Origin of the sequence: Brachybacterium sp. EE-P12 (assembly GCF_003711805.1) — a bacterium.
In the GTDB taxonomy this organism is placed as follows: domain Bacteria; phylum Actinomycetota; class Actinomycetes; order Actinomycetales; family Dermabacteraceae; genus Brachybacterium.
In genome coordinates this window covers 964,991-987,195 of sequence record NZ_QXCP01000004.1, presented here as the reverse complement: position 1 = coordinate 987,195, position 22,205 = coordinate 964,991, and the positions used below count along the sequence as shown (strand labels likewise).

Here is a 22,205-nt window from a genome sequence, read left to right as displayed (position 1 = left end):
TGCCATTCAAAATAATGGCATCGATAAACAGACACGCTATTGAGATATCAAGCAACACGCGCACTCAGTGCTCCGAAACCCTTCCGAGTTCTTCGCTCCGAGGCAACCCTGCTAACTTAGGACTTCCGCTCCCCCGAGTCAAATCGCTGCGGTGTGATCCGCGCCGCGATCCTCCTCGGAGAACCTTCCGCCCCAGGTCAGGACCAGAACCGCTTCCTCGACCACCGGCCGATCCGCTGTCCCGATCTCCTGGGCACGAGGAAGAACATTACGCACCCCCGAACGCCCCGTCAAGCCAGAACAGCCGTTTCCGAGGTGGCCTCGGCCACACCTGCCCCGTCGGGCTGCGTGCGGTGGGTGTCGTTCCCTCGCGTGCAGCGCGTCCCTGCTGGTCATGGCGCCTAGGAAGGGGTCGGTCGCCGGCCGCGGGCGGAGCGCCCGCCGTCCCCCTCAGAGGGCGGGGACGATTCCGCGGTGCAGTGCCACGATGCCACCGCTGAGGTTCCTGTGACGGACCTCCTCGAGCCCTGCCTCTCGGAACCACTCCGCGAGCTCCATCTGGTCCGGCCAGTCGAGGATCGACTCGGCGAGGTAGTCGTAGGCGTCGGCGCTCGTGGCGACCCGTCGGGCGACGGCCGGCAGAGCGCGCAGCAGGTAGTTCTCGTAGACGGCGCGGAACGGTCCCCAGGTCGGGGTCGAGAACTCGCAGACCACGACCCGTCCGCCGGGTCGCACCACTCGGGTCATCTCGGCGAGGGCTGTCCGGGGCGCGTGCACGTTGCGCAGGCCGAAGGAGATGACGGCGGCCTCGAAGGAGTCGTCGGCGAAGGGCAGGTGCTGGGCGTCGGCCCCGACGAACGGGACGGGGACGCCCCGACGGCGCCCCTCGGTCATCATCCCCAGCGAGAAGTCGGCGGCGACGACACGGCCGCCGGCCCGTGCGATGGCCCCGCTGGACGTGCCGGTGCCGGCCGCCAGATCGAGGACGGGATCACCGGGCGCGAGCTCGAGGGACTCGACCATCTTCTCGCGCCACATGCCGACCTGTCCCATCGCGGCGAGGTCGTTCATCAGGTCGTAGCGGCGAGCGATGCCGTCGAACATGGTCGCGACGTCATACGGCTGCTTCTCGAGATCGGCACGGCTCATGCCCTGATCCTCCCACGCCCCGAGGCGCTCGGCGTTCATCCCTGGCCACGGTGAGCAGGGCCGCTCCGTCCACGAGGTCGCGGCGCGAGGGCGGGCGAGGGCAGGCACGTCCGCGGCGTCTCCCGGACCGTCCGCGGTCGGATCGCGCGAGCCTGGAACAATGGTCGCGGGCCGCCGCGGCACGTCGACGGTCCGGACCGTCCTCGTGAGGAGACCTCGAATGACTGCTGCCAGCACCGCTCGCACGGACGCACTGCGCGCCCTGACCATCCCCTCGGAGCTCCTGCCCGCCGACGGACGCTTCGGCTCGGGCCCCTCTCGGGTGCGGGACGCGCAGATGGAGGCGCTGTCCGCGAGCTCCCGCACGGTGATGGGCACCTCGCACCGCCAGGCGGCGGTGAAGGACGTCGTGGCACGCGTGCGTCGGGGCCTCGCCGAGCTGTTCTCCCTGCCGGAGGGCTACGAGGTCGTGCTCGGCAACGGCGGCTCGACCGCGTTCTGGGACGTGGCGGCCTTCGGACTGATCGAGAACCGCTCCCAGCATCTCGTGCTCGGGGAGTTCTCCCAGAAGTTCGCGACCGAGTCCGCGGGCGCGCCGCACCTCGCCGCGCCGGAGGTGCTGCGTGCCGAGCCCGGCACCTGCCCCGTCCCGCAGGCCTCCGACGAGGTGGATGCCTACGCGTGGCCCCACAACGAGACCTCGACCGGTGTGATGGTGCCGGTCTCACGCCCCGAGGGTGCTCGCGAGGATCAGCTGGTGCTCGTGGACGCGACCTCCGTGGCCGGTGCCGCGCTGGTGGACGTCTCCGCGACCGATGCGTACTACTTCGCGCCCCAGAAGGCCTTCGCCTCCGACGGCGGCCTGTGGATCTCGCTCCTCTCCCCGGCCGCGATCCAGCGGGCCGAGCGACTGGGCGGTGCCGAGGACCGCTGGATCCCCTCGTTCCTCTCCCTCACCGCCGCGATCGACAACTCGCGCAAGGACCAGACGCTGAACACGCCCGCGGTCGCGACGCTCGTGCTGATGGCGGAGCAGATCGACTGGATCCTCGCCCAGGGCGGTCTGGCCTGGGCCGACGCCCGGACCCGGGCGACGAGCGGGATGCTGCAGGCCTGGGCGGCGCGGCGTGAGGAGATCACGCCGTTCGTCGCCGATCCCGCGGCGCGCTCGCAGGTCGTGACGACCCTCGACGTCGACGAGTCGATCGACGCCACCGCGATCACCTCGGTGCTGCGTGCGCACGGCGTGGTCGACATCGAGCCCTACCGCAAGCTCGGGCGCAACCAGCTGCGCATCGCGACCTTCCCCGCGGTGGACGAGGCGGACGTCGCCGCGCTCATCGCCGTGCTCGACCACGTGCTGGACCGCTCGGCCGACGCGCTCTCCTGAGCACCCCGCCCGGGCGGGCGTGCGCCGGTGCGAAGGCCCGCCCGGAGCACGCAGACGAGGAGGGCCCCGTCCTCTGACTGGGCCCTCCTCCTCGGTCGGCGGCACGGGTCCAGCGGTGCTCGGCCTCGGACCGGAGCTGTGCTCGCTCGCCTGCCGGGGCGCTGCTCGGTCGCGGACCTGCGCTGTGCTCAGTCGCGGGGCGGGACGAGCGTGCGGCGCAGCAGCGCGGTCGCCTCGCGCAGGCTCTCGCGCTCGGCGGCGCTGATCCCGTCGAGCCGGGAGCGGAGCCAGGCGTCGCGCTCGGCGCGGCCTGCCCGCACGAGCTCGCGGCCCGCCGCGGTGAGCGTGACGCGCACCTGCCGGCCGTCCTCGGGATGGGCGGTGCGGTCGACCAGGCCGGCTCGCCCCAGTCGGCCCAGCACCCGCGTCATCACCGGCGGGCTGACGTGCTCGAAGTCGGCGAGAGCGCCCGGAGTCGACTCCCCCGCCCGATCGAGGTGCGCGAGCACCGAGAACTGCGAGGCGGAGACCGCCTGGGAGGCGGTGTGCGAGCGCAGGATCCGCGAGGACACCAGCAGGAGGCGCTGCAGCTCCACCGCGAGCTCGGCGATCTCCGCCTGCTCCGCCTGGTCCGGCTGCGCCGTGTGCTCCTGCCGCCCCGGCCGCTCCGGTTCGCCCGGACTCACAGCAGCAGGCCCTCGACCGCGCCGCGCAGGAAGTAGGCGACGAACATCAGTGCGATCACGTACAGCAGCCAGTGGATCTCCCGCGCCTTGCCGCGCATGACCTTCAGCAGCACGTACACGATGAACCCCGCGCCCATCCCGACGGTGATCGAGTACGCGAAGGGCATCAGGATGATCGTGAGGAAGGCCGGGATCGCGATCTCCACGTCGCTGAAGTCGATGTCGGTGATCTGGGTCATCATCAGGAAGCCCACCATCACCAGCGCCGGGGTCGCCGCCTCGTAGGGCACCATGCCCACCAGCGGCGAGAGGAAGGTCGACAGCAGGAACAGGATCCCGACGATCACGGCGGACAGGCCCGTGCGGGCGCCCTCGGCGACGCCCGACGTGGACTCGACGAAGCTCGTGTTCGAGGAGACGCCGCCCACGCCGCCCGCGATCGCGGCGACCGAGTCGACCACGAGGATGCGCTGGGCGTGCGGGATCTCGCCCTCCTCGTCGGTGATGTCGCCGGCCGCGGCGACCCCGACCATCGTGCCCATCGTGTCGAAGAAGTCGGCCAGCAGCAGCGAGAAGACGATGACGCTCGCGCCGATCACGCCGGCTGCGGTGACTCCGCCGACGGGATCGACGGTGAACAGCGTCGCGAAGTCGGGCAGCTGGATCGGGAACTCGGTGACAGCGGGGACGTTCATGGCCCAGCCGCCGGGATTGCCGGGTCCGTCGGCGCCCGCCGGGGCGAAGGCGCCCAGGTGCAGCACGCGCTCCAGGACGATCGACAGCACGGTCGCGGCGACGATCGAGATGAGGATGGCGCCGGGCACCTTGCGCACCCAGAGCACGAGCATCAGCAGCAGGCCGATGACGAACACCAGCGTGGGCCATCCGGTGAGGGAGCCGTCGTTGCCGAGCTGGACCGGGGTGCCGTTCGCGGTGGTCACGAACTTCGCGTTGAACAGCCCCAGGAAGGCGATGAACAGACCGATGCCCACCGCGATGGCGGTCTTGAGGAAGGCGGGCACCGCGGCGAAGACGGCCCGACGGAAGCCCGAGAGGACCAGGAGCAGGATCACCACGCCCTCGATCACGACCAGCCCCATCGCGCCGCCCCAGGTCATCCCGGGCAGCGGCACGACGGAATAGGCGATGTAGGCGTTCAGCCCGAGGCCCGTCGCGAGCGCGAGCGGGAACTTCGCCCAGGCCCCCATGAAGATGCTCAGCAGTCCCGCGATGAGGGCGGTGCCCGCGGCGACCGCGGGCAGGTTCGGCTCCGCGCCGCCGCCGAGGTACATCCCGGTGGAATCCGGGACGGTGCCGATGATCAGTGGGTTCAGCACCACGATGTAGCACATCGAGAAGAAGGTGACCAGTCCGCCGCGGATCTCGCGGGGAACGGTGGAGCCACGCGCGGAGAGGTGGAACCAGCGGTCGAGAGCGCCGCGGGGCGGGTCGTCGGTCAGGACCGCGGTCCCCGAGGAAGACGGGGTGGGAGAGGGATCAGCCTGCTGCATGAAGGCGATCGTATCGGCCCCGGACCCGCCGGACCCCGGCTCGGAGGCTCGGTGGCCGCCGAGGTCCGGTGGTATCGGTCTCAGCGGCGGCGGGAGGCGAGCTCGCCCTCCTCGAGCGCGCGCTCGTGGCGATAGTCCTCGTGGAGCTCGAGCCGGGACGCGGCGGCCTCGTCCACCACGACCAGCACCTCCGGGTGCATCTGCAGCACGGTCGCGGGCCAGCGGGAGCTGATCCCGCCCTCGACGAGCTGTGCGACGGCCGCGGCCTTGTTCTCCCCGCTCGCCACCAGCACGATCCGCCGCGCCTCGAGGATCGTGCCGAGGCCCTGGCTGAGCGCCTGGACGGGGACGTCCTCACGGCTCGCGAAGTAGCGCGAGTTGTCGGCGATCGTCGAGCGGGTCAGGCCCACCACGCGCGTGCGGGAGCCGAGCGAGCTGCCGGGCTCGTTGAAGGCGATGTGGCCGTTCGAGCCGATCCCGAGGATCTGCAGGTCCACTCCCCCTGCCTCCGCGATGCGGCGGTCGTAGGCCGCGGCCTCGGCGTGCGGGTCGCTCGCGGTGCCGTCGGGCGAGGCGACGTTCTCGTCCGGCATGTCGATCGCGGAGATGAGCTGCTCGCGGATGAAGCGGTGGTAGCTCTGCTCGTGCTCGTCCGGCAGGCCCACGTACTCGTCGAGCAGGAAGGCGCGCGCCGCGGCGAAGGACAGCCCCTCCTCGCGGTGGCGGCGGATGAGCTCGGCGTAGGCGGGCAGAGGGGAGGAGCCGGTGGCCAGTCCCAGCACCGGGCCGGTCGCGCGCTGCTCCTCCAGGACCCGCTGCACGGCGTCAGCGGCGACGACGCCGCCCGCCTCGGCGTCCTGCACGATGTGGATCTGCATGGTCCTACCCCTCCCCGGCCTGGGGCCGGCTGCTGCTCAGTGCTCGTTCCTGCTCGTTTGACTGCTGACCCGAGGATACTCGCTCATCCCGGCGCGACGCGACGACGCCGCCGTCCCTGTCGGGAACGGCGGCGTCGCGGGTGCGCGGGGCGCGGTCAGGGGCGCCCCGAGCGGGTCACTTCTTCTTGCCGGAGCCGGCGGCGAGCTCGAAGGCGGCGCGCGGGGTCTCGGCCTGGGGGATGCCGATGATGTCGCGCCGGGAGACGAGGTTGCCCACCCAGCCGGCGGCGACGGAGACCTTCCGGCCGATGGTCGGCATCGCGTACAGGTGGTAGGAGCGCGCCATCGCCCAGGCCGGCAGGCCGCGGATGTCGAGCTCCTTCTCGCCGAGCATCAGACGGCCGACGCCCTTGTACATGCCCAGGGTCGCGAAGACGCCGAGGTTCTTGTGGTAGTAGTCCACGAGCGGACGACCCTGCACGGAGCGGGCGATGTTGTCCGCCAGGCGCTTGGCCTGGCGCACCGCGTGCTGGGCATTCGGCGGGCAGAACTTGCCCTCCCCGGAGGCGAGATCCGGCACCGCGGCGCAGTCGCCGGCGGCGAAGACGTCGTCGATCGCGCCGTCCTCGCCGTTGACACGCAGGTCCGGGAGCACCTGGACCTTGCCCATGAGCGGCCCGCGCTCGCGGACGACGGGGAGATCGGAGGTCTCCTCGTCGAAGAGGACGGGGTTCGGCTTGACGCCCGCGTTCCACACCAGCAGGTCGGTCTCGAACTCGTCGCCGTCGCTGGTCTTGATCACGCCGTTCTCGGCGGAGTTCAGGAAGGTCTCGAGCTTGACCTCGATGCCGCGCTCGCGCAGCTGGTTCAGCACGTAGGCGCGCTGGTCCTCGGTGAGCTCGGGGAAGATGAACGGCGCACCGTCGACCAGCACGAAGCGGATGTCGGAGGAGTGGAGGTCCGGGTAGTAGCGCAGGGCATCGCGCACCATGTCCTCGGCCTCGGACACGGCCTCGCCGCCGGCGAAGCCACCGCCGATGAAGGTGAAGGTCAGCAGGCGCTTGCGCAGCTTGGGATCCTTGGTGGTCGCCGCCTCGGCGAGGTTCGCGAGGATGCGGTCGCGCACGGCCGTGGCCTCCTCGACCTGCTTGAAGCCGATGGCGTTCTCGGCCAGACCGGGGATGGGCAGCAGCCGCGGCACCGCGCCGAGGCCCACGACGAGGTAGTCGTAGGAGATCTCGAGCTGCTCGCCCTCCTCGGTGTCCACGACCACCGTGTGCTCGGCGCTGCGGATCGCGGCGACGGAGCCGGTGACGACCTTGGTGCCGGTGAGGATCTTGCGCAGCGGCGCGAGGACGTTGCGGGGATCGATGCTGCCGGCGCCGACCTCGGGGAGGAAGGGCGCGTAGGTCATGTACGGGCGCGGGTCGACGATGGTGATCGCGACCTCCGCACCGAGCGTCTTGCGCAGCTCGGACGCGGTGGTCATGCCGACGGAACCGCCGCCGAGGATGAGGACATGGGGCTTGCCGCCGAAGGTGTTGGTCATGGGCTCAGCCTAGAACCGTCGCGTCCCTGAGACAAAAGCGGCCCGTCAGACGATCGGCGCGTCCTGCTCCGGCGTGCTCGCGGAACGGGCCGCGCGCCGTGGCACCGGCGGATCAGGGAACGTGCTCGAGCAGGTCCAGGGCGATGCCGTCGAGGATGTCGTGCTCGCTGGTGCGTGTCGAGGTGATCGACGTGGCGGCGGCGACCCGCTCGACCACGCGCGACCAGATCAGGGCACCGGCACCGATCACGTCGATCCGTCCGGGATGGATGACCTGGTGGCGGGCGCGCTCCTCCCGGGTCTGGCCCAGCAGCGTCTCGCAGACCCGGCGCACCTGCGCGACCTCGAGACTCGCCCCGTGGGTGACGTCGGGACGATAGTCCCGGATCCCGACGGCGACCGCGGTGACGGTCGTCACGGTCCCGGCGACGCCGACGAGGGCGGCCACGTCGCCGAACGGGATCGCGGCGGCGGCCTCGTCCAGGAGCGCGTCGACGTCCGCGGTGGCGGCGGCGATCTCCGCCGGGGTCGGCGGGTCCGTGCGCAGGTGGCGCTCGGTGAGGCGGACGGAGCCGATGTCCAGGCTGATGCGGTGCGTGGGGGCGTCGGTGCCGAGGACCAGCTCGGTGGAGCCGCCGCCGATGTCGACGACGAGGGCGGGCCCCTCGGGCAGTCCCTCGACGGTGCTGACGGCGCCGCGGAAGGAGAGCTCGGCCTCCTCCTGGCCGGTGATGACCTCGGGGGTGACGCCGAGGATCTGCTCGACGCCGGAGATGAACTCGTCGCGGTTGGCGGCGTCGCGCGTGGCGGAGGTGGCGACGAAGCGGATGTCCTCGCGGCGCACGCCGTGGTGGTCCACGAGCTCCCGGTAGCGGCGGGCCGCGTCCAGGGTGCGCTCGACCGCGACGGGGTCGAAGCGGCCCGTGCGGTCCACCCCGAGGCCCAGCCGCACCATCTCCAGGCGCCGCTCGAGATCGACGAGGCGGCCGCTGGCCTCGTCGCGCCGGGCGATCAGCAGACGGATCGAGTTGGTGCCGCAGTCGATCGCGGCGACGGGGGCGCTCATCGGGTCTCCTCCTGCGGGTCGTGCCGGTCCTGCGGGTCCTCGCGGCAGCGGCACACGAGCTCGGGGACGGCGCCGTCGATCATCGCCAGCACCTCGTCGCCCACGGGGTTGACGCCCTCTCCCTCGGAGAGGGACTGGCCGGCCAGCGCGTGCAGGCACTTCACCCGGGTGGGCATGCCGCCGGCGCTGACATGGGCGACCTCCTCGGCCTGCCCGACCTCGTCGCGTCGGGCGAGATAGCGCTCGTGCGCGGCGCGATACGCGGCGGCCAGCTCGGCGTCCTCCCCCAGGCGCTCGGTGAGCTCGGCCATCAGCCCCGTCGCCTCGAGCCGCGAGAGCTCGAGCGTGAGCCAGGGCAGGGTGAGGTAGAGGGAGGTCGGGAAGGGGGTGCCGTCCTCGAGCCGCGGCGCGGTGCGGACCACGGCGGGTCGCCCGCAGCCGCAGCGACGGGCGATCGAGACCACCCCGCGCATGTCACGGCCGAGCTGGTCCCGCATGACCTCGAGGTCGTGCGGGGCGGCAGGGGTCTCGAAGGGCAGGGGGGCGAGGGTGGTCACTGGTCGGCGTCCTGGTCGGTGGTCTCGGCGGGGTCCTGCTCGGGGACGTCCCCGTCGGTCGAGCCGGGCTCGTCGGGGATGTCCTCCGGGGTGAGGCGGCTGGAGCCCTCCACGCTCTCCCAGAGGGTGGAGAACCACTCCCCCTCCTTCGCGGCCTCCTCGGCCTGCTGCGCCTCGGTGAGGGGGACGTCCTGTCCGGAGGTGTCGGTGAGGCGGTACTGGGTCTCCCCCGGCATCGCGAACAGGAGGCGCTCGCGGGCACGGGCCGCGACGTAGGTCGGGTCCTCCCAGCGGGCGACCTGCGCCCGGAGGTCCTCGACCTGGGCCTCCTGCTGGGAGACCTGGCTCTGCAGCTCGGAGAGCTGCTGGCGCTGCGCGACATAGGAGTTCACCGTCGGCACGAGCGCCGCCAGAGCGATCACGACGAGGGCGACCAGCACGAGGGTGCGCCGGGTGATCGTGATGCCCGGACCGTCCTGCTCGCCGACGGACGCGGCGGTCCCGGCGGGGCGGGAAGCGGGGGCCGGGCCGCGGCTGCGGTCTCCGCCCGTTCCCGAGGCACCGGAGGATCGGGCGCCGCCGGATCGACCGCCGCCGCGACCGGGGGACGCCGCGGGGCGGGAGCCCGGCCGCGCGCCCGGGCGGCGGGCCCCGGACGCGGCGACCGGGCGCCTCGTCGATCGCGGGGCGCCCGGTCGTCTGCTGCTCATGCGCTAGAGGATACGGCCTCCGCCTGGGATCCCCGTGTCGGAAACGCGGGGTCCCGGCGGGGCGATCAGGCGCTGTAGCGGGGGAAGGCGGAGGCGCCGGCGTAGCGAGCGGCCTCGCCGAGCTCCTCCTCGATGCGCAGCAGCTGGTTGTACTTGGCCACGCGCTCGCCGCGGGCCGGGGCACCGGACTTGATCTGCCCGCAGTTCGTGGCGACGGAGAGATCGGCGATGGTGGTGTCCTCGGTCTCGCCGGAGCGGTGGGACATCATCGCCTTAAAGCCCGCGCGATGGGCGAGGTCGACGGCGTCGAGGGTCTCGGAGAGCGTGCCGATCTGGTTGACCTTCACCAGCAGCGCGTTGCCCGCGCCCTCGTCGATGCCGCGGCCGAGGCGCTCGGGGTTGGTGACGAAGAGATCGTCGCCGACCAGCTGGGTCTTCGCGCCGAGGCGCTCGGTGATGGCCTTCCAGCCCTCCCAGTCCTCCTCGTCCAGCGGATCCTCGATGGAGACCAGCGGGTAGGAGTCCACCAGCTCGGCGTAGTAGTCGACCAGCTCGGCGGCGGTCTTCTTCGCACCCTCGAAGGTGTAGGCGCCGTCCTCGAAGAACTCCGAGGCCGCGACGTCGAGCGCGAGCGCCACGTCCTTGCCGGCCTCGAAACCGGCTCGACCGATGGCCTCGACGATCAGATCGAGGGCGGCGCGGTTGGACTCGAGGTTCGGGGCGAAGCCGCCCTCGTCGCCGAGACCGGTGGCGAGCCCGCGCTCCTTGAGCACCGCCTTCAGCGCGTGGTAGACCTCGGCGCCGACGCGCATCGCCTCGGAGAAGGTGGGCGCGCCGATGGGCGCGATCATGAACTCCTGGATGTCGACGTTGGAGTCCGCATGGGAGCCGCCGTTGAGGATGTTCATCATCGGGACGGGCAGGATGTGCGCGTTCGGGCCGCCGACGTACTGATAGAGCGGGACTCCCGCGGACTGCGCCGCAGCACGCGCGACGGCGAGGGAGACGCCGAGGACGGCGTTCGCGCCGATGGTGCCCTTGTTCTTGGTGCCGTCCAGGTCGAGCATCGCCTGATCGATCGCCCGCTGCTCCTGGACGTCCATGCCGTGGATGGCGGGGAGGATGTCGACGATCACGGCGTTGACCGCGTCGAGGACGCCCTTGCCGAGGTACCGGCCCTTGTCGCCGTCACGGCGCTCGACGGCCTCGAACTGGCCGGTGGACGCGCCGGAGGGGACCGCGGCCCGCTCGAACGTGCCGTCGTCGAGCAGGATCTCGACCTCGACGGTGGGGTTGCCGCGGGAGTCGAGGATCTCTCGGGCGAGCAGTGCTTCGATCAGGGCTGCCATGGGCTGTTCCTTCCTTCGGTGATGAAGTTCGAATCGTCCGGTCGGCGCTGACCGTCCGCCCGACAGTCTAGGCCGACTCGTGCCCGTGACGCTCCCCGTGGACGGCGCCGGGCGGCTTGCGGCACGCGCCCCGCTCCCGGGCCGGGCGCGGCCCGGCAGGTCAGGGCTGTGGCGGGGTCCCGGCGTGCGGGCCGAGCTCACGCACGGTCCGGGCCAGGAGGGCCCGCAGCGCGGTCTCGGGGTCCTCGTCGCGTGCCTCGGCGGCGACGACCAGGTCGAGCAGCGAGCGCCCGAGCTCGCCGCCCCAGTCGGCGGAGTCCTCGGCGTCCGACGCGGCGTCGGCCGCTGCGAGGAGCTCGCCGAGCCCGCCCGCCGAACGGGCCCGGTGGACGATCTTCGCCGCGGTCTGCAGGGCGGGCAGCTGCGCGGGGATCCCGTCGGCCCAGCCGCGGGGTCGCGGCGAGCCCGCGGCGGCGCCTGCCCCGCCTGCCCCGTCTGCACCGGCCGCTGCGGCCGCCTCGCGCGCCTTGACCGCGTGCCACTGGGCGATGATCTCCTCGACGTCGGAGGGGTCCTCGAGCACCTTCTCGGCATGCTCGCCGAAGATGTGGGGATTGCGCCGCTCCATCTTGGCGACGAAGGCGCGCGCCACGTCGTCGACGTCCCAGGCCGGGTCCTCCTCCTGGCCCACGCGCGCATGGAAGAGGATCTGGAAGAGCAGGTCGCCGAGCTCGTCGGCGAGGGCGCCGGGCCCGTGAGCGGCGGGGTCGTCGATCACCTCGAGGACCTCGTGGGTCTCCTCGAGCAGGTAGCGGGCGAGGGAGGCGTGGGTCTGCCGGTGGGTCCAGGCGTCGCCGGTCGGCGCCCGCAGCGCCTCCATCACCTCGACCGCGCGCAGCAGGGCATGGCCGCGGGGCGCGGGCGCGGCGGCATCGGGGGCGGAGGGGACGGGGCTCTGCGGCGTGCTCACGCGAGGAAGGCTACTGCGCGGAGCCCCGCACCGTCGGTGCGGAGATCTGCTCGGCCGCCGCGGGCACCAGGACCCGCAGCACCTCCCGCGCCCACTCCAGCAGCGCATGGTCCCGCAGCTCGGTGCCGCCGAAGCGGGCGGTCATCGGCCGCGGCACGAGGACCTGCCGCGTCGCGGGCTTGAGCACGGTGCCCGGGTAGAGACGCTTCATCCGCATCGCGGCGGAGTCCGGCACCTCCAGATGCGCGAAGCGGATCATCTTGCCCTGTGCCTGGACCTCGTCGACCCCCGCGGCGCGGGCGTCGATGCGGAAGCGGGCCACGTCCAGCAGCACCTCGACCGGCTCCGGCAGCGCGCCGTAGCGGTCGACGAGCTCTGAGCGGATCTGCTCGATCTCGGAGTCCTCGCGCACGGCGGAGAGCTTCGCGTAGGCCTCCAGGCGCAGCCGTTCGGAGGCGATGTAGTCATGCGGGACGTGCGCGTCCAGCGGCAGCTCGACCCGGATCTCCTTCTCCGGCGCGGTCGCCTCGCCCCGGAAGGCCGCCACGGCCTCGCCGACCATGCGCACGTAGAGGTCGAAGCCCACCCCGGCGATGTGCCCGGACTGCTCCCCGCCGAGGAGATTGCCGGCGCCGCGGATCTCGAGGTCCTTCATCGCCACCTGCATCCCGGCGCCGAGGTCGGTGTTGGTGGCCAGCGTGGTGAGGCGGTCGTGGGCGGTCTCGGTCAGCGGCTTGGTCGCGTTGTAGAGGAAGTAGGCGTAGGCGCGCTCGCTCGAGCGGCCCACGCGGCCGCGCAGCTGGTGCAGCTGGGAGAGGCCGAAGCGGTCCGCGTTCTCGACGATGAGGGTGTTGGCGTTGGCGATGTCCAGCCCGGTCTCGACGATCGTGGTGCACACGAGCACGTCGAAGTCCCGCTCCCAGAAGTCGACGATCACGCGCTCGAGCTGGTGCTCGTTCATCTTGCCGTGGGCGACGGCGACGCGGGCGTCCGGGACCAGCTCGCGCAGGTGCGCGGCGACGCGGTCGATGTCCTCGACCCGGTTGTGGATGAAGAAGACCTGCCCCTCGCGCAGCAGCTCGCGGCGGATCGCGGCGGTGATCTGCCGGTCCTCCTCGGCGCCGACGTAGGTCAGCACCGGGTGCCGCTCCTCGGGCGGGGTCGCGAGGATCGACAGCTCGCGGATGCCGGTGACGGCCATCTCGAGGGTGCGCGGAATCGGGGTCGCGGACATCGACAGCACGTCCACGTCCGTGCGCAGCGCCTTGAGGGTCTCCTTGTGCTCGACGCCGAAGCGCTGCTCCTCGTCGATGATCAGCAGCCCCAGGTCCTTGAAGCGGACGTTGCCGGTGAGCAGGCGATGCGTGCCGATGACGACGTCGACGGTGCCGTCGCGCAGCCCCTCGATCGTGGCCTCGGAGTCCGCCGCGGCCTGGAAGCGGCTGAGCCCCTTCACCGTGACCGGGAAGCCCGTGTACCGCTCGGCGAAGGTGTCCAGGTGCTGCTGGGCCAGCAGCGTGGTGGGAGCGAGCACGGCGACCTGCTTGCCGTCCTGCACCGCCTTGAACGCGGCGCGGACCGCGATCTCCGTCTTGCCGTATCCGACGTCGCCGAGGATGAGCCGGTCCATGGGGACCGGCTTCTCCATGTCCTTCTTGACGTCCTCGATGGTGGAGAGCTGATCGGGGGTCTCGACGAACTCGAAGGAGTCCTCGAGCTCGCGCTGCCAGGGGGTGTCGGGGCCGAAGGCGTGCCCGGGCGCGGACTGCCGCGCGGAGTACAGGCGCACCAGCTCGTCGGCGATCTCCCTGATCGCCTTGCGGGCCTTCGACTTGGTCTTCGCCCAGTCGGCGCCGCCCATGCGGTTGACGCTGGGCTCCTCGCCGCCGACGTACTTGGTGACCTGGTCGAGCTGGTCGGAGGGGACGTAGAGCCGATCGCCGGGCTGACCCTTCTTCGAGGGCGCGTACTCGATGACGAGGTACTCGCGGGTGGTGCGCTTCGCACCGGTGCCGACGGTGCGGCTGGTCATCTCCACGAACCGGCCGACCCCGTGGTGGGCGTGGACGACGTGGTCGCCGGGGCGCAGCTGCAGCGGGTCGACGACATTGCGACGGCGCGAGGGCATCTTCCGCTCCTCGCCGCGGCGCGCCCCCGACTTGCCGGTCAGATCGCGCTCGGAGGCGAGGACCAGCTTCAGGTCCTCGGCGACGAGCCCCTCGGGGAAGGGGCCGACGGTGACCACGGCCTCGCCCGGGGCCACGGGGTCCTCGAGCCGCTCGGCGAAGACGGCGGCCATCCCCTCGGCGCGGAGGTTCTCGGCGGCATGGCGGGCTCCTCCAGGCCCCGCCATGGTGGCGAGCACCCTCCAGCCCTCGGCGCGGCGCCGCTCGAGGTCCTTCGCGGCGTCGGCCGGCTTCCCGGAGTAGCCGGGATGGGTGGCGGTGCCGGAGGCGGTGAGGTCCAGGTCGGCGTCGAGCCCGAAGGCGGCGAGGGTGAACCAGGCGCGGCCGCCCTCGCGGGCGTGGCCCTTCGCCTCGGACAGCGGCACGAAGCTCGCCGCGCCCACGTCGATCGGGAGGCCGCCGCCGGCGGCGGCGCTGGACCAGGCCGCGGCGAGGAACTCGTCGGTCGTGGCGACGAGCTCCTCGGAGCGGGCGCGGGCCTTCTCGGGGTCGATCACGAGGAAGCGCGCCCCGGCGGGGAGCACGTCGGCGACCTGCTCCATGCCGTCGACGAGGACGGGGCTGAGGGACTCCATCCCATCGGCCGCGATCCCGTCGGCGACGCGCAGCAGGAGGTCCCGCACGCCGGGCAGCTCCTCGGCGCGGGCGCGGGCGCGCTCGCGCACGGCGGGGGTCAGGAGGATCTCGCGGCAGGGCGGGGCATCGAGCCCGTGCGGCACCGGCTCGAGCGAGCGCTGATCGGCGACGGAGAACCAGCGCACGTCATCGATCTCGTCGCCGAAGAGGTCCACGCGCACGGGGTGCGGCTCGGTGGGCGGGAAGACGTCGAGGATCCCGCCGCGCACCGCGAACTCGCCGCGTTTCTCGACCATGTCCACGCGTACGTAGGCCGCGTCGACGAGCTCCCGCTCGAGGTCCTCGAGCGGGTGCTCCTCCCCCACCCGGGCGCGCACGGGGCGCAGGTCGCCCAGGCCCGTCGCGATGGGCTGGAGGAGCGAGCGCACGGGCATGAGCAGCACGTGCACCGGGTCCTCGGTCTGCGGATGGGCGATGCGGCGCAGGGTCTTCAGGCGCCTCGCGACGGTGTCGGCGCGCGGGGAGAGCCGCTCATGGGGCAGGGTCTCCCAGGCGGGCAGCTCGGCGAGGTGCGCCGTGCCGACGAGGGCCGCGAGCGCCGCGCGCAGGTCCTCGGCGGCGCGGGTGGTCGAGGTGACCACCACGAGCGGCTCCTCGGCGCTCGCGCGGCGGGCGAGGTCCGCGACGACGAACGGGAACAGCGCGGTCGCCGCGACGACGTCGCCGCCCTCCCCGCTCTCGCCGCCCGCGGCGACGAGCTCGCGGATCGCGGTGAGGTCGGCCCCACCGGAGAGCTGCTCGAGCAGCGGGGCCAGCGGCGGGGCGGGCCGGGATCCGTCGGCGGCGGGCGCGAAGGGGGAAGGGGCGGCAGCGCTCGGCTGCGAGGCGTCGGCAGGTGCGGTCATCGGCTCTCCCGGGAGTGGAAGCGCTGCTGGGCGGCGGTGAGCCCCTCGAGGACGAGCGACTCGACGGCGTCGGCCGCGTCCGAGATCAGCAGCTCGAGCGTGCGGCGCTCGGTGGCGGTGAAGGGGGCGAGGACGTGGTCGGCGGTGTCCCGGCTGCCCGGGGGTCGGCCCACGCCCACGCGGACGCGCAGGTAGTCCTTGGTGCCGAGCGCCTTGGTGATGTCGCGCAGGCCGTTGTGCCCGCCTTCGCCGCCGCCGCGCTTGAGGCGCACCGCGTCGAAGGGGATGTCGACCTCGTCGTGCACGACGACGACCTGCTCGGGGGCGATGCCGTAGTAGGCGGCCAGCGCCTTGACGGGCCCGCCGGAGACGTTCATGTAGGAGGTGGTCTTCGCGAGGATCACCCGTTCGCCGGCGCCGGGGGCGCCGAGCCGTCCCTCGAGGACGACGGCCTGGGCGCGCTTCGCGGCGGCGAAGCGGCCGCCGGCGGCGTCGGCGATGTGGTCCAGGACCATCTGGCCGACGTTGTGTCGCGTCGCGGCGTACTTCGGCCCCGGGTTCCCGAGCCCGACGACCAGGTACGGTCCGGGGCGGCGCTCGCTGACGGTCATGGTGCTCCTCGTTCCTCGCCTGTGCGCGGCGGCGCACGACCCCGGACACCGTACCGGGGCGCCGCGCATCGCGCGACGCCCCGGCAGGCGGTGTGTGAGCAACGGAGCGGCGGTGCCGCCCCGACGGGGTCACTCCTCCTCGGAGGCCTCCTCGGAACCCTCGGCGGACTCGCCCTCGGCGCCCTCGGCGGCCTCGGCCTCCTCGGTCTCCTCGTCCCCCTCTTCCTCGACGCGCGGCAGCGCGACGGAGACGACCAGGATCTCGGGATCGTTGATCAGCTCGGCGTCGCCGGGGAGCTTCACGTCGCCGGCGAAGACCTGGAAGCCGTCCTCGGTGCCCTCGACGTCGATCTCAACCTGCTCGGGGACGTTCAGGGCGTCCACCGACAGGGTCAGCGTGAGCAGGTCGACCACGGCGATCGACGGGCTGACGGGCTCGCCGGTGAGGACCACAGGGATCTCGACCTCGACCTTCTCGCCCTTCTTGACGATGATCAGGTCGAGGTGGTTCAGGGAGCGCTTGAGCGGGTGGCGCTGGACCTCCTTGATCAGCGCGAGGTGCGAGGTGCCGTCGGCGAGCTGCAGCTGCAGGAGGGCGTTGGGGTTGCGGGCCGCGAGCGCGGTCTCGTGACCGGGCAGGGACAGGTGCAGCGGGGCCTCGCCGTGGCCGTACAGGACGGCGGGGACGCGGCTCTCGGCGCGCAGGCGGCGGGCGGCGCCCTTGCCGAAGTCCTCGCGCAGTTCGACGTTCAGCTTCTCAGCCATGGTGTGGTGCTCCTCGTGGTCGCGGTGCTCGACGATGAGCGACGCCACGGGCACAGGGAGGCCTCGCCTCCCAGGTTCCGCACCGCGTCGATCACGGAGGGGCTGACGCCCGCTCCCTCGCCGAAGTGACGCGCAGACCGTAGCACGCCGTCGGAGCCGCCGCCCGAGGGGCGGGGCCCGAGGTGAGCGACGCCGCAGCCGTGGCGCGGCGAGCAGCCCGACGGCCGGGCTCGACGGCGGGGCCTCACGGAGGGCGACGCATCCCGGAGGGACGAACGTCCCCGCAGGTCAGAGGCGTGAATTGATGACCTAGGTCCCTGTTGCGACCCTTCGCGCCGACCTACCGTTGTTCTTGTCAGGACGACACCCCGAGATCCGATCGTCGATCGGGTCGACCACCGAAAGGCATCTGCCGTGAGCGCCACCGCCGCCCCCGCCGACCTCACGTCCCCCTCCGCCGGCACGACCGAGGGCCATGCCCGCAGCTGGGGCTTCACGGTCCTCGGCGTGGTACGGATCCTCATCGGCTTCTACTTCCTCTGGGCCTTCGCCGACAAGCTGTTCGGGCTGGGCTACTCCACCCCGAGCGAGCGTTCCTGGCTCAACGGCGGATCCCCCACCGCCGGCTTCCTCGGCGGCTCGATCGAGGGCGGCAACCCCTTCGCGGGCGTCTGGCAGTTCTTCATCGACCTGAACCCGGTGACGAACATCCTGTTCATGGTGGGGCTGTTCGCGATCGGCGTCGCATTCCTGCTCGGCATCGGGATGCGCATCGCCGCCGCATCCGGCTTCGTGATGTACATGCTCATGTTCCTGGCCGCCTTCCCGCTGGTCACCAACCCGATCATCGACGACCACGTCATCGTCGGAGTACTCATGCTCGCCATGGCGGGACTGGCCGCCGGCGACCACCTGGGTCTGGGCAGGCAGTGGCGGGAGCTCGTCGGCCGGAAGGCTCCGTACCTGATCTGACCCTCGCACGCCGCCGCACCGACGGGAGCCCGCATCCTTCGCCGGATGCGGGCTCCCGTCGGTGCGGCCGCGGATCGAGGATCTCGCGGGCTCAGACCTCGCCGTCGAAGAGGCTGGTCACCGAGCCGTCATCGAAGACCGCACGGATCGCCCGGGCCAGCAGCGGGGCGATCGAGAGCTGGGTGAGGCTCTCGAACAGCTTCTCCGGCGGGACCGGCAGCGTGTTGGTGCAGACCACCTCGCGCACCTGCGAGGCCTTCAGCCGCTCGACCGCCGGGTCCGAGAGGATCGGGTGGGTGGTCGCGATGACGACCGAGGCCGCGCCGTTGGCGATCAGCGCGTCGGAGGCCTGCACGATCGTGCCCGCCGTGTCGATCATGTCGTCCACGAGGATGCAGGTCTTGCCCGTCACGTCGCCGATCACGCGCTTGGCCACGGCCTGGTTGGGGCGGGTGGTGTCTCGGGTCTTGTGGATGAAGGCGAGGTTCACGCCGCCGAGCCGCTTGGACCACTGCTCCGCCACCCGGATCCGACCGGCGTCCGGGGAGACGACGGCGATGTCCTCCTCGCCGTACTTGCGCTGGACGTAGTCGGCGAGGATCGGCAGCGCCATCAGGTGGTCGAGCGGCCGGTTGAAGTACCCCTGGACCTGCGGGGCGTGGAGATCCACGGAGATCATGCGGTCCACGCCCGCCGTCTCGTAGAGGTCCGCCATGAGGCGGGCGGAGATCGGCTCGCGCCCGCGGTGCTTCTTGTCCTGGCGGGCGTAGGGGAAGCTCGGCGCGATCGCGGTGATGCGCTTCGCGGAGGCGCGCTTGAGCGCGTCGATCATGATGAGGTGCTCCATCACCCAGGTGTTGATCGGAGCGGGGTGCGACTGCAGCACGAACACGTCGGTGCCGCGCACGGACTCGCCGTAGCGCACATAGATCTCGCCGTTGGCGAAGTCCCAGGCGTCCATGGGGAGGACCTCGACGCCGAGCTCCTCGGCGACCTCCTGGGCGAGCACCGGGTGGGCCCGCCCTGAGGCGAGGACCAGTCGCTTCTCCCCGGTGGTGACGATTCCGCTCATCGCTGCTCGTGCTCCTTGTGCTCCTCGGCGGCAGTTCCTGCGGGCGTCTGCGCTGCGGACCCCTGCTCGGCGTCGAGAGCGGCCCGGGCCGCGCTCTCGGCCGGGGTCCCCGCACGGCGTCGCAGGGTCCATCCTTCCATGTTCCGCTGCGAGACCGCGTTCACTCCCAGCGCTCCGGCCGGGACGTCCTTGCGCACCGTCGTCCCGGCGCCGGTCGCGGCGCCGTCCCCGATCGTGACGGGGGCGACCAGCACGTTGTCGGAGCCGACGCGCACGTGGCGGCCGACGACGGTGCGGTGCTTCTCGACCCCGTCGTAGTTCGCCACGATCGTGCCCGCGCCGATGTTGGTGCCCTCGCCGATCTCGGCGTCGCCGACGTAACTGAGGTGCGGCACCTTCGCCCCCTCGCCGATCACCGAGTTCTTCGTCTCGACGAAGCCACCGATCTTGCCCTGCGCGCCGAGGTCGGTGCCCGCGCGGAGATAGGAGAACGGGCCGACGGTCGCGCCCTGCCCGATCACGGCGAGCAGCGCGTGGGAGCGGACCACCTCGGCGCCCGCGCCGACCTCCGTGTCGCGCAGCGTGGTGTCCGGGCCGACCACCGCCTCCTCGCCGATGTCGGTGGCGCCGTGCAGCTGCACTCCCGGCAGGATCCTCGCGTCCTGTCCGATCGTGACGTCGGCATCGATCCAGGTGGTCGAGGGGTCCACGATCGTCACGCCGGCGCGCATGTGGCGCTCGAGGATGCGACGGTTCATCTCGGCGCCGAGCTGGGCGAGCTGGACGCGGTCGTTGACGCCCTCGACCATCATCACGTCCTCGGTGACCACGGCGCGGACGGACCGGCCGTCGGCCCGCGCGACGGAGAGCACGTCGGTGAGGTACATCTCGCCCTGGGCGTTGTCGGTGGTGATGCGGCCCAGCGCATCGCGCAGCACGGCGAGGTCGAAGGCGTAGATGCCGGAGTTGATCTCGTCGATCCCCCGCTCGGCCTCGCTCGCGTCCTTGTGCTCGACGATCCCGAGCACCTCGGAGCCGTCCTCGCTGCGCAGGATGCGGCCGTAGCCGGTGGGATCGGGGACGCGGGCGCTGAGCACGGTCACCGCGGCGCCCTCCGCCTCATGGGCGGTGACGAGATCGCGCAGCGTGGCCGGGTCCAGCAGCGGCACGTCCCCGTAGGTCACCAGCACGGTGCCCTCGCTCGCTGCGACCTGCTCGAGACCGCACTGGACGGCGCGGCCGGTGCCGGGGATCTCGTCCTGGTCGGCGACGCGCACCTCGGAGGCGTGCTCGGCCAGGTGCGCGGCGACGCGCTCGCGCTCGTGGCGCAGCACGACGACGAGCTCCGCGGGGCCGGTGCCCTCGGCGGCGGTCAGCGCGTGCACCAGCAGCGAGCGGCCGCCGATCTCGTGGAGCACCTTCGGGGTGCGGGACTTCATGCGGGTCCCGGCACCGGCGGCCAGGACGATGACGGCGGCGGGTGCGGTGGTCTCGGCAGTGGCCACGTCGGCAGCTCCTAGGGATCGGTGATCGACGGGTGGTCGGCCGCGCCGCCCCGTGGCGGGGCGGTGAGCGTTCCGCCATCAGGACTCGAACCTGAAACTTCAGAACCAAAATCTGAGGTGTTGCCGATTACACCATGGCGGACCGCGTCCGCTCGGGGCCTCCGCCGCGCTGGCGCGAGAGGCGTCTGTGAGCAGGCCCGTCGCACTGCCGAGAGGGTCGACGGCACCGCGGACGCGCGCCGATCCTACCGCTCGCGGGGAGGGGTCCGTCTCCTGGCCCGCGAGCTCCCGGCCCACGGGCCCCGGGCTCACGGGTGCGTCCGCGGCGGCTCCGCTCGGCGCGACTGCGGGCGGCATCATGGCCCGGCCCGCTCCGGAACGCCCGGCCCGGCCCGCCGCGACCTGCCCTCACCGGTGTGGGAGACTCCCGCCATGGCGGAGAACGGGGCCCCTCGCGGCCGGTCGACCCGGATGTCGGGCAAGCAGCGGCGCGAGCAGCTCGTGCTCGTCGGGCGGCGCGTGTTCGCCGAGAAGGGCTTCGACATGACCACCGTCGAGGAGATCGCGGCCCGCGCGAAGGTCTCCAAGCCGATCGTCTACGAGCACTTCGGGGGCAAGGAGGGCCTGTACGCGGTGGTCGTGGACCGGGAGGTCTCCGCGCTGCTCGGCTCCCTCGAGGAGTCGCTCTCCGACCAGCGCGCCCACCCGCGGATGCTCATGGAGCGGGCGGCGCTCGCCTTCCTCACCTACATCGACGAGGACGAGGACGGCTTCCGGATCCTCGTGCGTGACTCCCCCGTCAGCCATTCCGTCGGCACCTTCTCCTCCCTGCTCACCGATGTGGCCAGGCGGGTCGAGGTGATCCTCGGCGCGCAGCTGCGACTGCACGGCTATCCGCCGAAGGACGCCGCGCTGTACGCGCAGATGCTGGTCGGCATGGTCGCCTACACCGGGCAGTGGTGGCTCGAGACGCGCAAGCCGTCGAAGGAGATCGTCGCCGCGCGCATGGTGAACCTGTCGTGGTTCGGACTCGGAGCGCTGGAGAAGCGGCCCGGGCTGCGTGGCGGCGCGAACGGCTGAGGGCCCGACCGGCTGGACGCACGAGTCGCGGATCACCCCGGACCTCCGCCCCGTGCGCCGAGAACCTAGACTCGGCCGCATGCCCACGACGCCTCCGGACGATGCCCTGACACCCCATGACGAGGTCGATCGCATCCTGGCGGGCTGGGCGCTCGCACGCGAGGACCTCGACGTCTCGCCGCTGGCGGTCTTCTCCCGCATCGCGCGGCTGACCCGCTATCTCGAGATCGCGCGACGCGAGGCCTTCTCCGAGGCGGGGCTCGAGGGCTGGGAGTTCGACATGCTCTCTGCCCTGCGCCGCAGCGGCGAGGACGCTCTCTCCCCCGGTGCGCTCATGCACGAGACCCTCGTGACCAGCGGCACCATGACCACCCGGATCGACAAGCTCGTCGCGCGCGGTCTCGTCTCCAAGAACCGCAGCCCGCACGACGGCAGGGCGGTCGAGGTGCGTCTGCGTCCGGACGGGGTCGCCCGGGTCGACGCCGCGATGGAGCGTCTGCTCGGCGCCGAGCGCGAGATCCTCGGCCCCCTCGCCGCGAGCGAGCAGGCGGAGCTCGCGGGCATGCTGCGCACCCTGCTGCTCACCTTCGAGTCCGACGATCCCCTCGGGGGCTGAGCGAGGGACCCACGCCGCGCTCCCGTCGCCGGCGGCCGTGACGCCGCCCGGCCTTCCGCTCCCGCCCCCGCCCTGACCGACCGCTCCCCCACGAGGACCCCA

19 protein-coding genes and 1 tRNA gene are annotated in these 22,205 nt (G+C 72.3%); 4 read left to right on the top strand and 16 right to left on the bottom strand.

What is annotated here, in order from left to right; genetic code table 11:
• Window positions 1-450: 450 nt before the first annotated feature.
• The gene (locus D1648_RS07575) at window positions 451-1,149 is read right to left on the bottom strand and encodes a demethylmenaquinone methyltransferase (protein ID WP_122940339.1); all 699 of its coding nucleotides are present in this window, start codon (window positions 1,147-1,149) and stop codon (window positions 451-453) included.
• A gap of 220 nt (window positions 1,150-1,369) precedes the next feature.
• Here D1648_RS07575 and serC point away from each other — a divergent pair, with 220 nt between their 5' ends.
• Window positions 1,370-2,539 carry a phosphoserine transaminase gene (gene serC / locus D1648_RS07570; protein ID WP_122940189.1) on the top strand — a complete coding sequence of 390 codons (1,170 nt, stop codon included), beginning with the start codon at window positions 1,370-1,372 and terminating at the stop codon, window positions 2,537-2,539.
• Between the two features lie 188 nt (window positions 2,540-2,727).
• On the opposite strand, the gene D1648_RS07565 is transcribed toward serC, so the two are convergent.
• The 12 genes from D1648_RS07565 to D1648_RS07510 all read right to left on the bottom strand — a co-directional run bounded on the left by D1648_RS07565 (window position 2,728) and on the right by D1648_RS07510 (window position 16,858).
• On the bottom strand, window positions 2,728-3,225 hold the full coding sequence (locus D1648_RS07565; protein WP_241155388.1) for a MarR family winged helix-turn-helix transcriptional regulator: 498 nt from the start codon (window positions 3,223-3,225) through the stop codon (window positions 2,728-2,730).
• The gene (locus D1648_RS07560; protein WP_122940187.1) at window positions 3,222-4,736 is read right to left on the bottom strand and encodes an NCS2 family permease; all 1,515 of its coding nucleotides are present in this window, start codon (window positions 4,734-4,736) and stop codon (window positions 3,222-3,224) included. The genes D1648_RS07565 and D1648_RS07560 overlap by 4 nt, the downstream gene beginning before the upstream one ends.
• Window positions 4,737-4,816: 80 nt before the next feature.
• Window positions 4,817-5,614 (bottom strand): glucosamine-6-phosphate deaminase, encoded by a 798-nt coding sequence (gene nagB / locus D1648_RS07555; RefSeq protein ID WP_122940185.1) that lies wholly within the window; start codon window positions 5,612-5,614, stop codon window positions 4,817-4,819.
• Between the two features lie 175 nt (window positions 5,615-5,789).
• On the bottom strand, window positions 5,790-7,163 hold the full coding sequence (locus tag D1648_RS07550; RefSeq protein WP_122940183.1) for an NAD(P)/FAD-dependent oxidoreductase: 1,374 nt from the start codon (window positions 7,161-7,163) through the stop codon (window positions 5,790-5,792).
• A gap of 112 nt (window positions 7,164-7,275) precedes the next feature.
• Window positions 7,276-8,229, bottom strand: coding sequence for an exopolyphosphatase (locus D1648_RS07545; protein ID WP_122940180.1), 954 nt, complete (start codon window positions 8,227-8,229; stop codon window positions 7,276-7,278).
• The gene (locus D1648_RS07540; protein WP_122940178.1) at window positions 8,226-8,786 is read right to left on the bottom strand and encodes a DUF501 domain-containing protein; all 561 of its coding nucleotides are present in this window, start codon (window positions 8,784-8,786) and stop codon (window positions 8,226-8,228) included. Before D1648_RS07540 ends, D1648_RS07545 begins: the two co-directional genes overlap by 4 nt.
• Window positions 8,783-9,496: a septum formation initiator family protein gene (locus D1648_RS17875; RefSeq protein WP_164518614.1), complete on the bottom strand. Its 714-nt coding sequence runs from the start codon at window positions 9,494-9,496 to the stop codon at window positions 8,783-8,785. The genes D1648_RS07540 and D1648_RS17875 overlap by 4 nt, the downstream gene beginning before the upstream one ends.
• Before the next feature lie 65 nt (window positions 9,497-9,561).
• On the bottom strand, window positions 9,562-10,845 hold the full coding sequence (eno, locus tag D1648_RS07530) for a phosphopyruvate hydratase (protein ID WP_122940174.1): 1,284 nt from the start codon (window positions 10,843-10,845) through the stop codon (window positions 9,562-9,564).
• A 160-nt stretch (window positions 10,846-11,005) separates the two neighbouring features.
• Window positions 11,006-11,815 carry a MazG nucleotide pyrophosphohydrolase domain-containing protein gene (locus D1648_RS07525; RefSeq protein ID WP_122940172.1) on the bottom strand — a complete coding sequence of 270 codons (810 nt, stop codon included), beginning with the start codon at window positions 11,813-11,815 and terminating at the stop codon, window positions 11,006-11,008.
• A 10-nt stretch (window positions 11,816-11,825) separates the two neighbouring features.
• Complete coding sequence (mfd, locus tag D1648_RS07520; RefSeq protein WP_122940170.1) at window positions 11,826-15,482, bottom strand: transcription-repair coupling factor; 3,657 nt, start codon at window positions 15,480-15,482, stop codon at window positions 11,826-11,828.
• The gene (gene pth / locus D1648_RS07515) at window positions 15,479-16,093 is read right to left on the bottom strand and encodes an aminoacyl-tRNA hydrolase (protein WP_122940168.1); all 615 of its coding nucleotides are present in this window, start codon (window positions 16,091-16,093) and stop codon (window positions 15,479-15,481) included. Before pth ends, mfd begins: the two co-directional genes overlap by 4 nt.
• 129 nt (window positions 16,094-16,222) lie before the next feature.
• Complete coding sequence (locus D1648_RS07510; protein ID WP_122940333.1) at window positions 16,223-16,858, bottom strand: 50S ribosomal protein L25/general stress protein Ctc; 636 nt, start codon at window positions 16,856-16,858, stop codon at window positions 16,223-16,225.
• A 414-nt stretch (window positions 16,859-17,272) separates the two neighbouring features.
• Between D1648_RS07510 and D1648_RS07505 the strand changes: the two genes are divergently transcribed.
• The gene (locus D1648_RS07505; protein WP_122940166.1) at window positions 17,273-17,830 is read left to right on the top strand and encodes a hypothetical protein; all 558 of its coding nucleotides are present in this window, start codon (window positions 17,273-17,275) and stop codon (window positions 17,828-17,830) included.
• 91 nt (window positions 17,831-17,921) lie between these two features.
• Here the strand turns inward: D1648_RS07505 and D1648_RS07500 are convergent, their stop codons facing one another.
• From D1648_RS07500 to D1648_RS07490, 3 genes are all read right to left on the bottom strand, one after another.
• Window positions 17,922-18,902, bottom strand: a complete 981-nt coding sequence (locus tag D1648_RS07500) for a ribose-phosphate diphosphokinase (RefSeq protein WP_122940163.1) — start codon at window positions 18,900-18,902, stop codon at window positions 17,922-17,924.
• Window positions 18,899-20,407 carry a bifunctional UDP-N-acetylglucosamine diphosphorylase/glucosamine-1-phosphate N-acetyltransferase GlmU gene (gene glmU / locus D1648_RS07495; RefSeq protein WP_122940161.1) on the bottom strand — a complete coding sequence of 503 codons (1,509 nt, stop codon included), beginning with the start codon at window positions 20,405-20,407 and terminating at the stop codon, window positions 18,899-18,901. Before glmU ends, D1648_RS07500 begins: the two co-directional genes overlap by 4 nt.
• Before the next feature lie 70 nt (window positions 20,408-20,477).
• Window positions 20,478-20,549: transfer RNA gene (locus tag D1648_RS07490), tRNA-Gln, on the bottom strand.
• Window positions 20,550-20,839: 290 nt separating this feature from the next.
• On the opposite strand from D1648_RS07490, the gene D1648_RS07485 reads away from it, so the two are divergent.
• Window positions 20,840-21,487: a TetR/AcrR family transcriptional regulator gene (locus tag D1648_RS07485; protein WP_122940159.1), complete on the top strand. Its 648-nt coding sequence runs from the start codon at window positions 20,840-20,842 to the stop codon at window positions 21,485-21,487.
• A gap of 79 nt (window positions 21,488-21,566) precedes the next feature.
• Complete coding sequence (locus D1648_RS07480) at window positions 21,567-22,103, top strand: MarR family winged helix-turn-helix transcriptional regulator (RefSeq protein WP_122940157.1); 537 nt, start codon at window positions 21,567-21,569, stop codon at window positions 22,101-22,103.
• Window positions 22,104-22,205 lie beyond the last annotated feature (102 nt).

What these genes read in the sequence shown, in the direction of transcription:
- mfd (WP_122940170.1), bottom strand. Translation starts at nt 15,482, where the DNA reads ATGACCGCACCTGCCGACGCCTCGCAGCCGAGCGCTGCCGCCCCTTCC.
- D1648_RS07480 (WP_122940157.1), top strand. Translation starts at nt 21,567, where the DNA reads ATGCCCACGACGCCTCCGGACGATGCCCTGACACCCCATGACGAGGTC.
- D1648_RS07550 (WP_122940183.1), bottom strand. Translation starts at nt 7,163, where the DNA reads ATGACCAACACCTTCGGCGGCAAGCCCCATGTCCTCATCCTCGGCGGC.
- D1648_RS07500 (WP_122940163.1), bottom strand. Translation starts at nt 18,902, where the DNA reads ATGAGCGGAATCGTCACCACCGGGGAGAAGCGACTGGTCCTCGCCTCA.
- pth (WP_122940168.1), bottom strand. Translation starts at nt 16,093, where the DNA reads ATGACCGTCAGCGAGCGCCGCCCCGGACCGTACCTGGTCGTCGGGCTC.
- D1648_RS07545 (WP_122940180.1), bottom strand. Translation starts at nt 8,229, where the DNA reads ATGAGCGCCCCCGTCGCCGCGATCGACTGCGGCACCAACTCGATCCGT.
- serC (WP_122940189.1), top strand. Translation starts at nt 1,370, where the DNA reads ATGACTGCTGCCAGCACCGCTCGCACGGACGCACTGCGCGCCCTGACC.
- D1648_RS07575 (WP_122940339.1), bottom strand. Translation starts at nt 1,149, where the DNA reads ATGAGCCGTGCCGATCTCGAGAAGCAGCCGTATGACGTCGCGACCATG.
- D1648_RS07485 (WP_122940159.1), top strand. Translation starts at nt 20,840, where the DNA reads ATGGCGGAGAACGGGGCCCCTCGCGGCCGGTCGACCCGGATGTCGGGC.
- eno (WP_122940174.1), bottom strand. Translation starts at nt 10,845, where the DNA reads ATGGCAGCCCTGATCGAAGCACTGCTCGCCCGAGAGATCCTCGACTCC.
- D1648_RS17875 (WP_164518614.1), bottom strand. Translation starts at nt 9,496, where the DNA reads ATGAGCAGCAGACGACCGGGCGCCCCGCGATCGACGAGGCGCCCGGTC.
- nagB (WP_122940185.1), bottom strand. Translation starts at nt 5,614, where the DNA reads ATGCAGATCCACATCGTGCAGGACGCCGAGGCGGGCGGCGTCGTCGCC.
- D1648_RS07510 (WP_122940333.1), bottom strand. Translation starts at nt 16,858, where the DNA reads ATGGCTGAGAAGCTGAACGTCGAACTGCGCGAGGACTTCGGCAAGGGC.
- D1648_RS07560 (WP_122940187.1), bottom strand. Translation starts at nt 4,736, where the DNA reads ATGCAGCAGGCTGATCCCTCTCCCACCCCGTCTTCCTCGGGGACCGCG.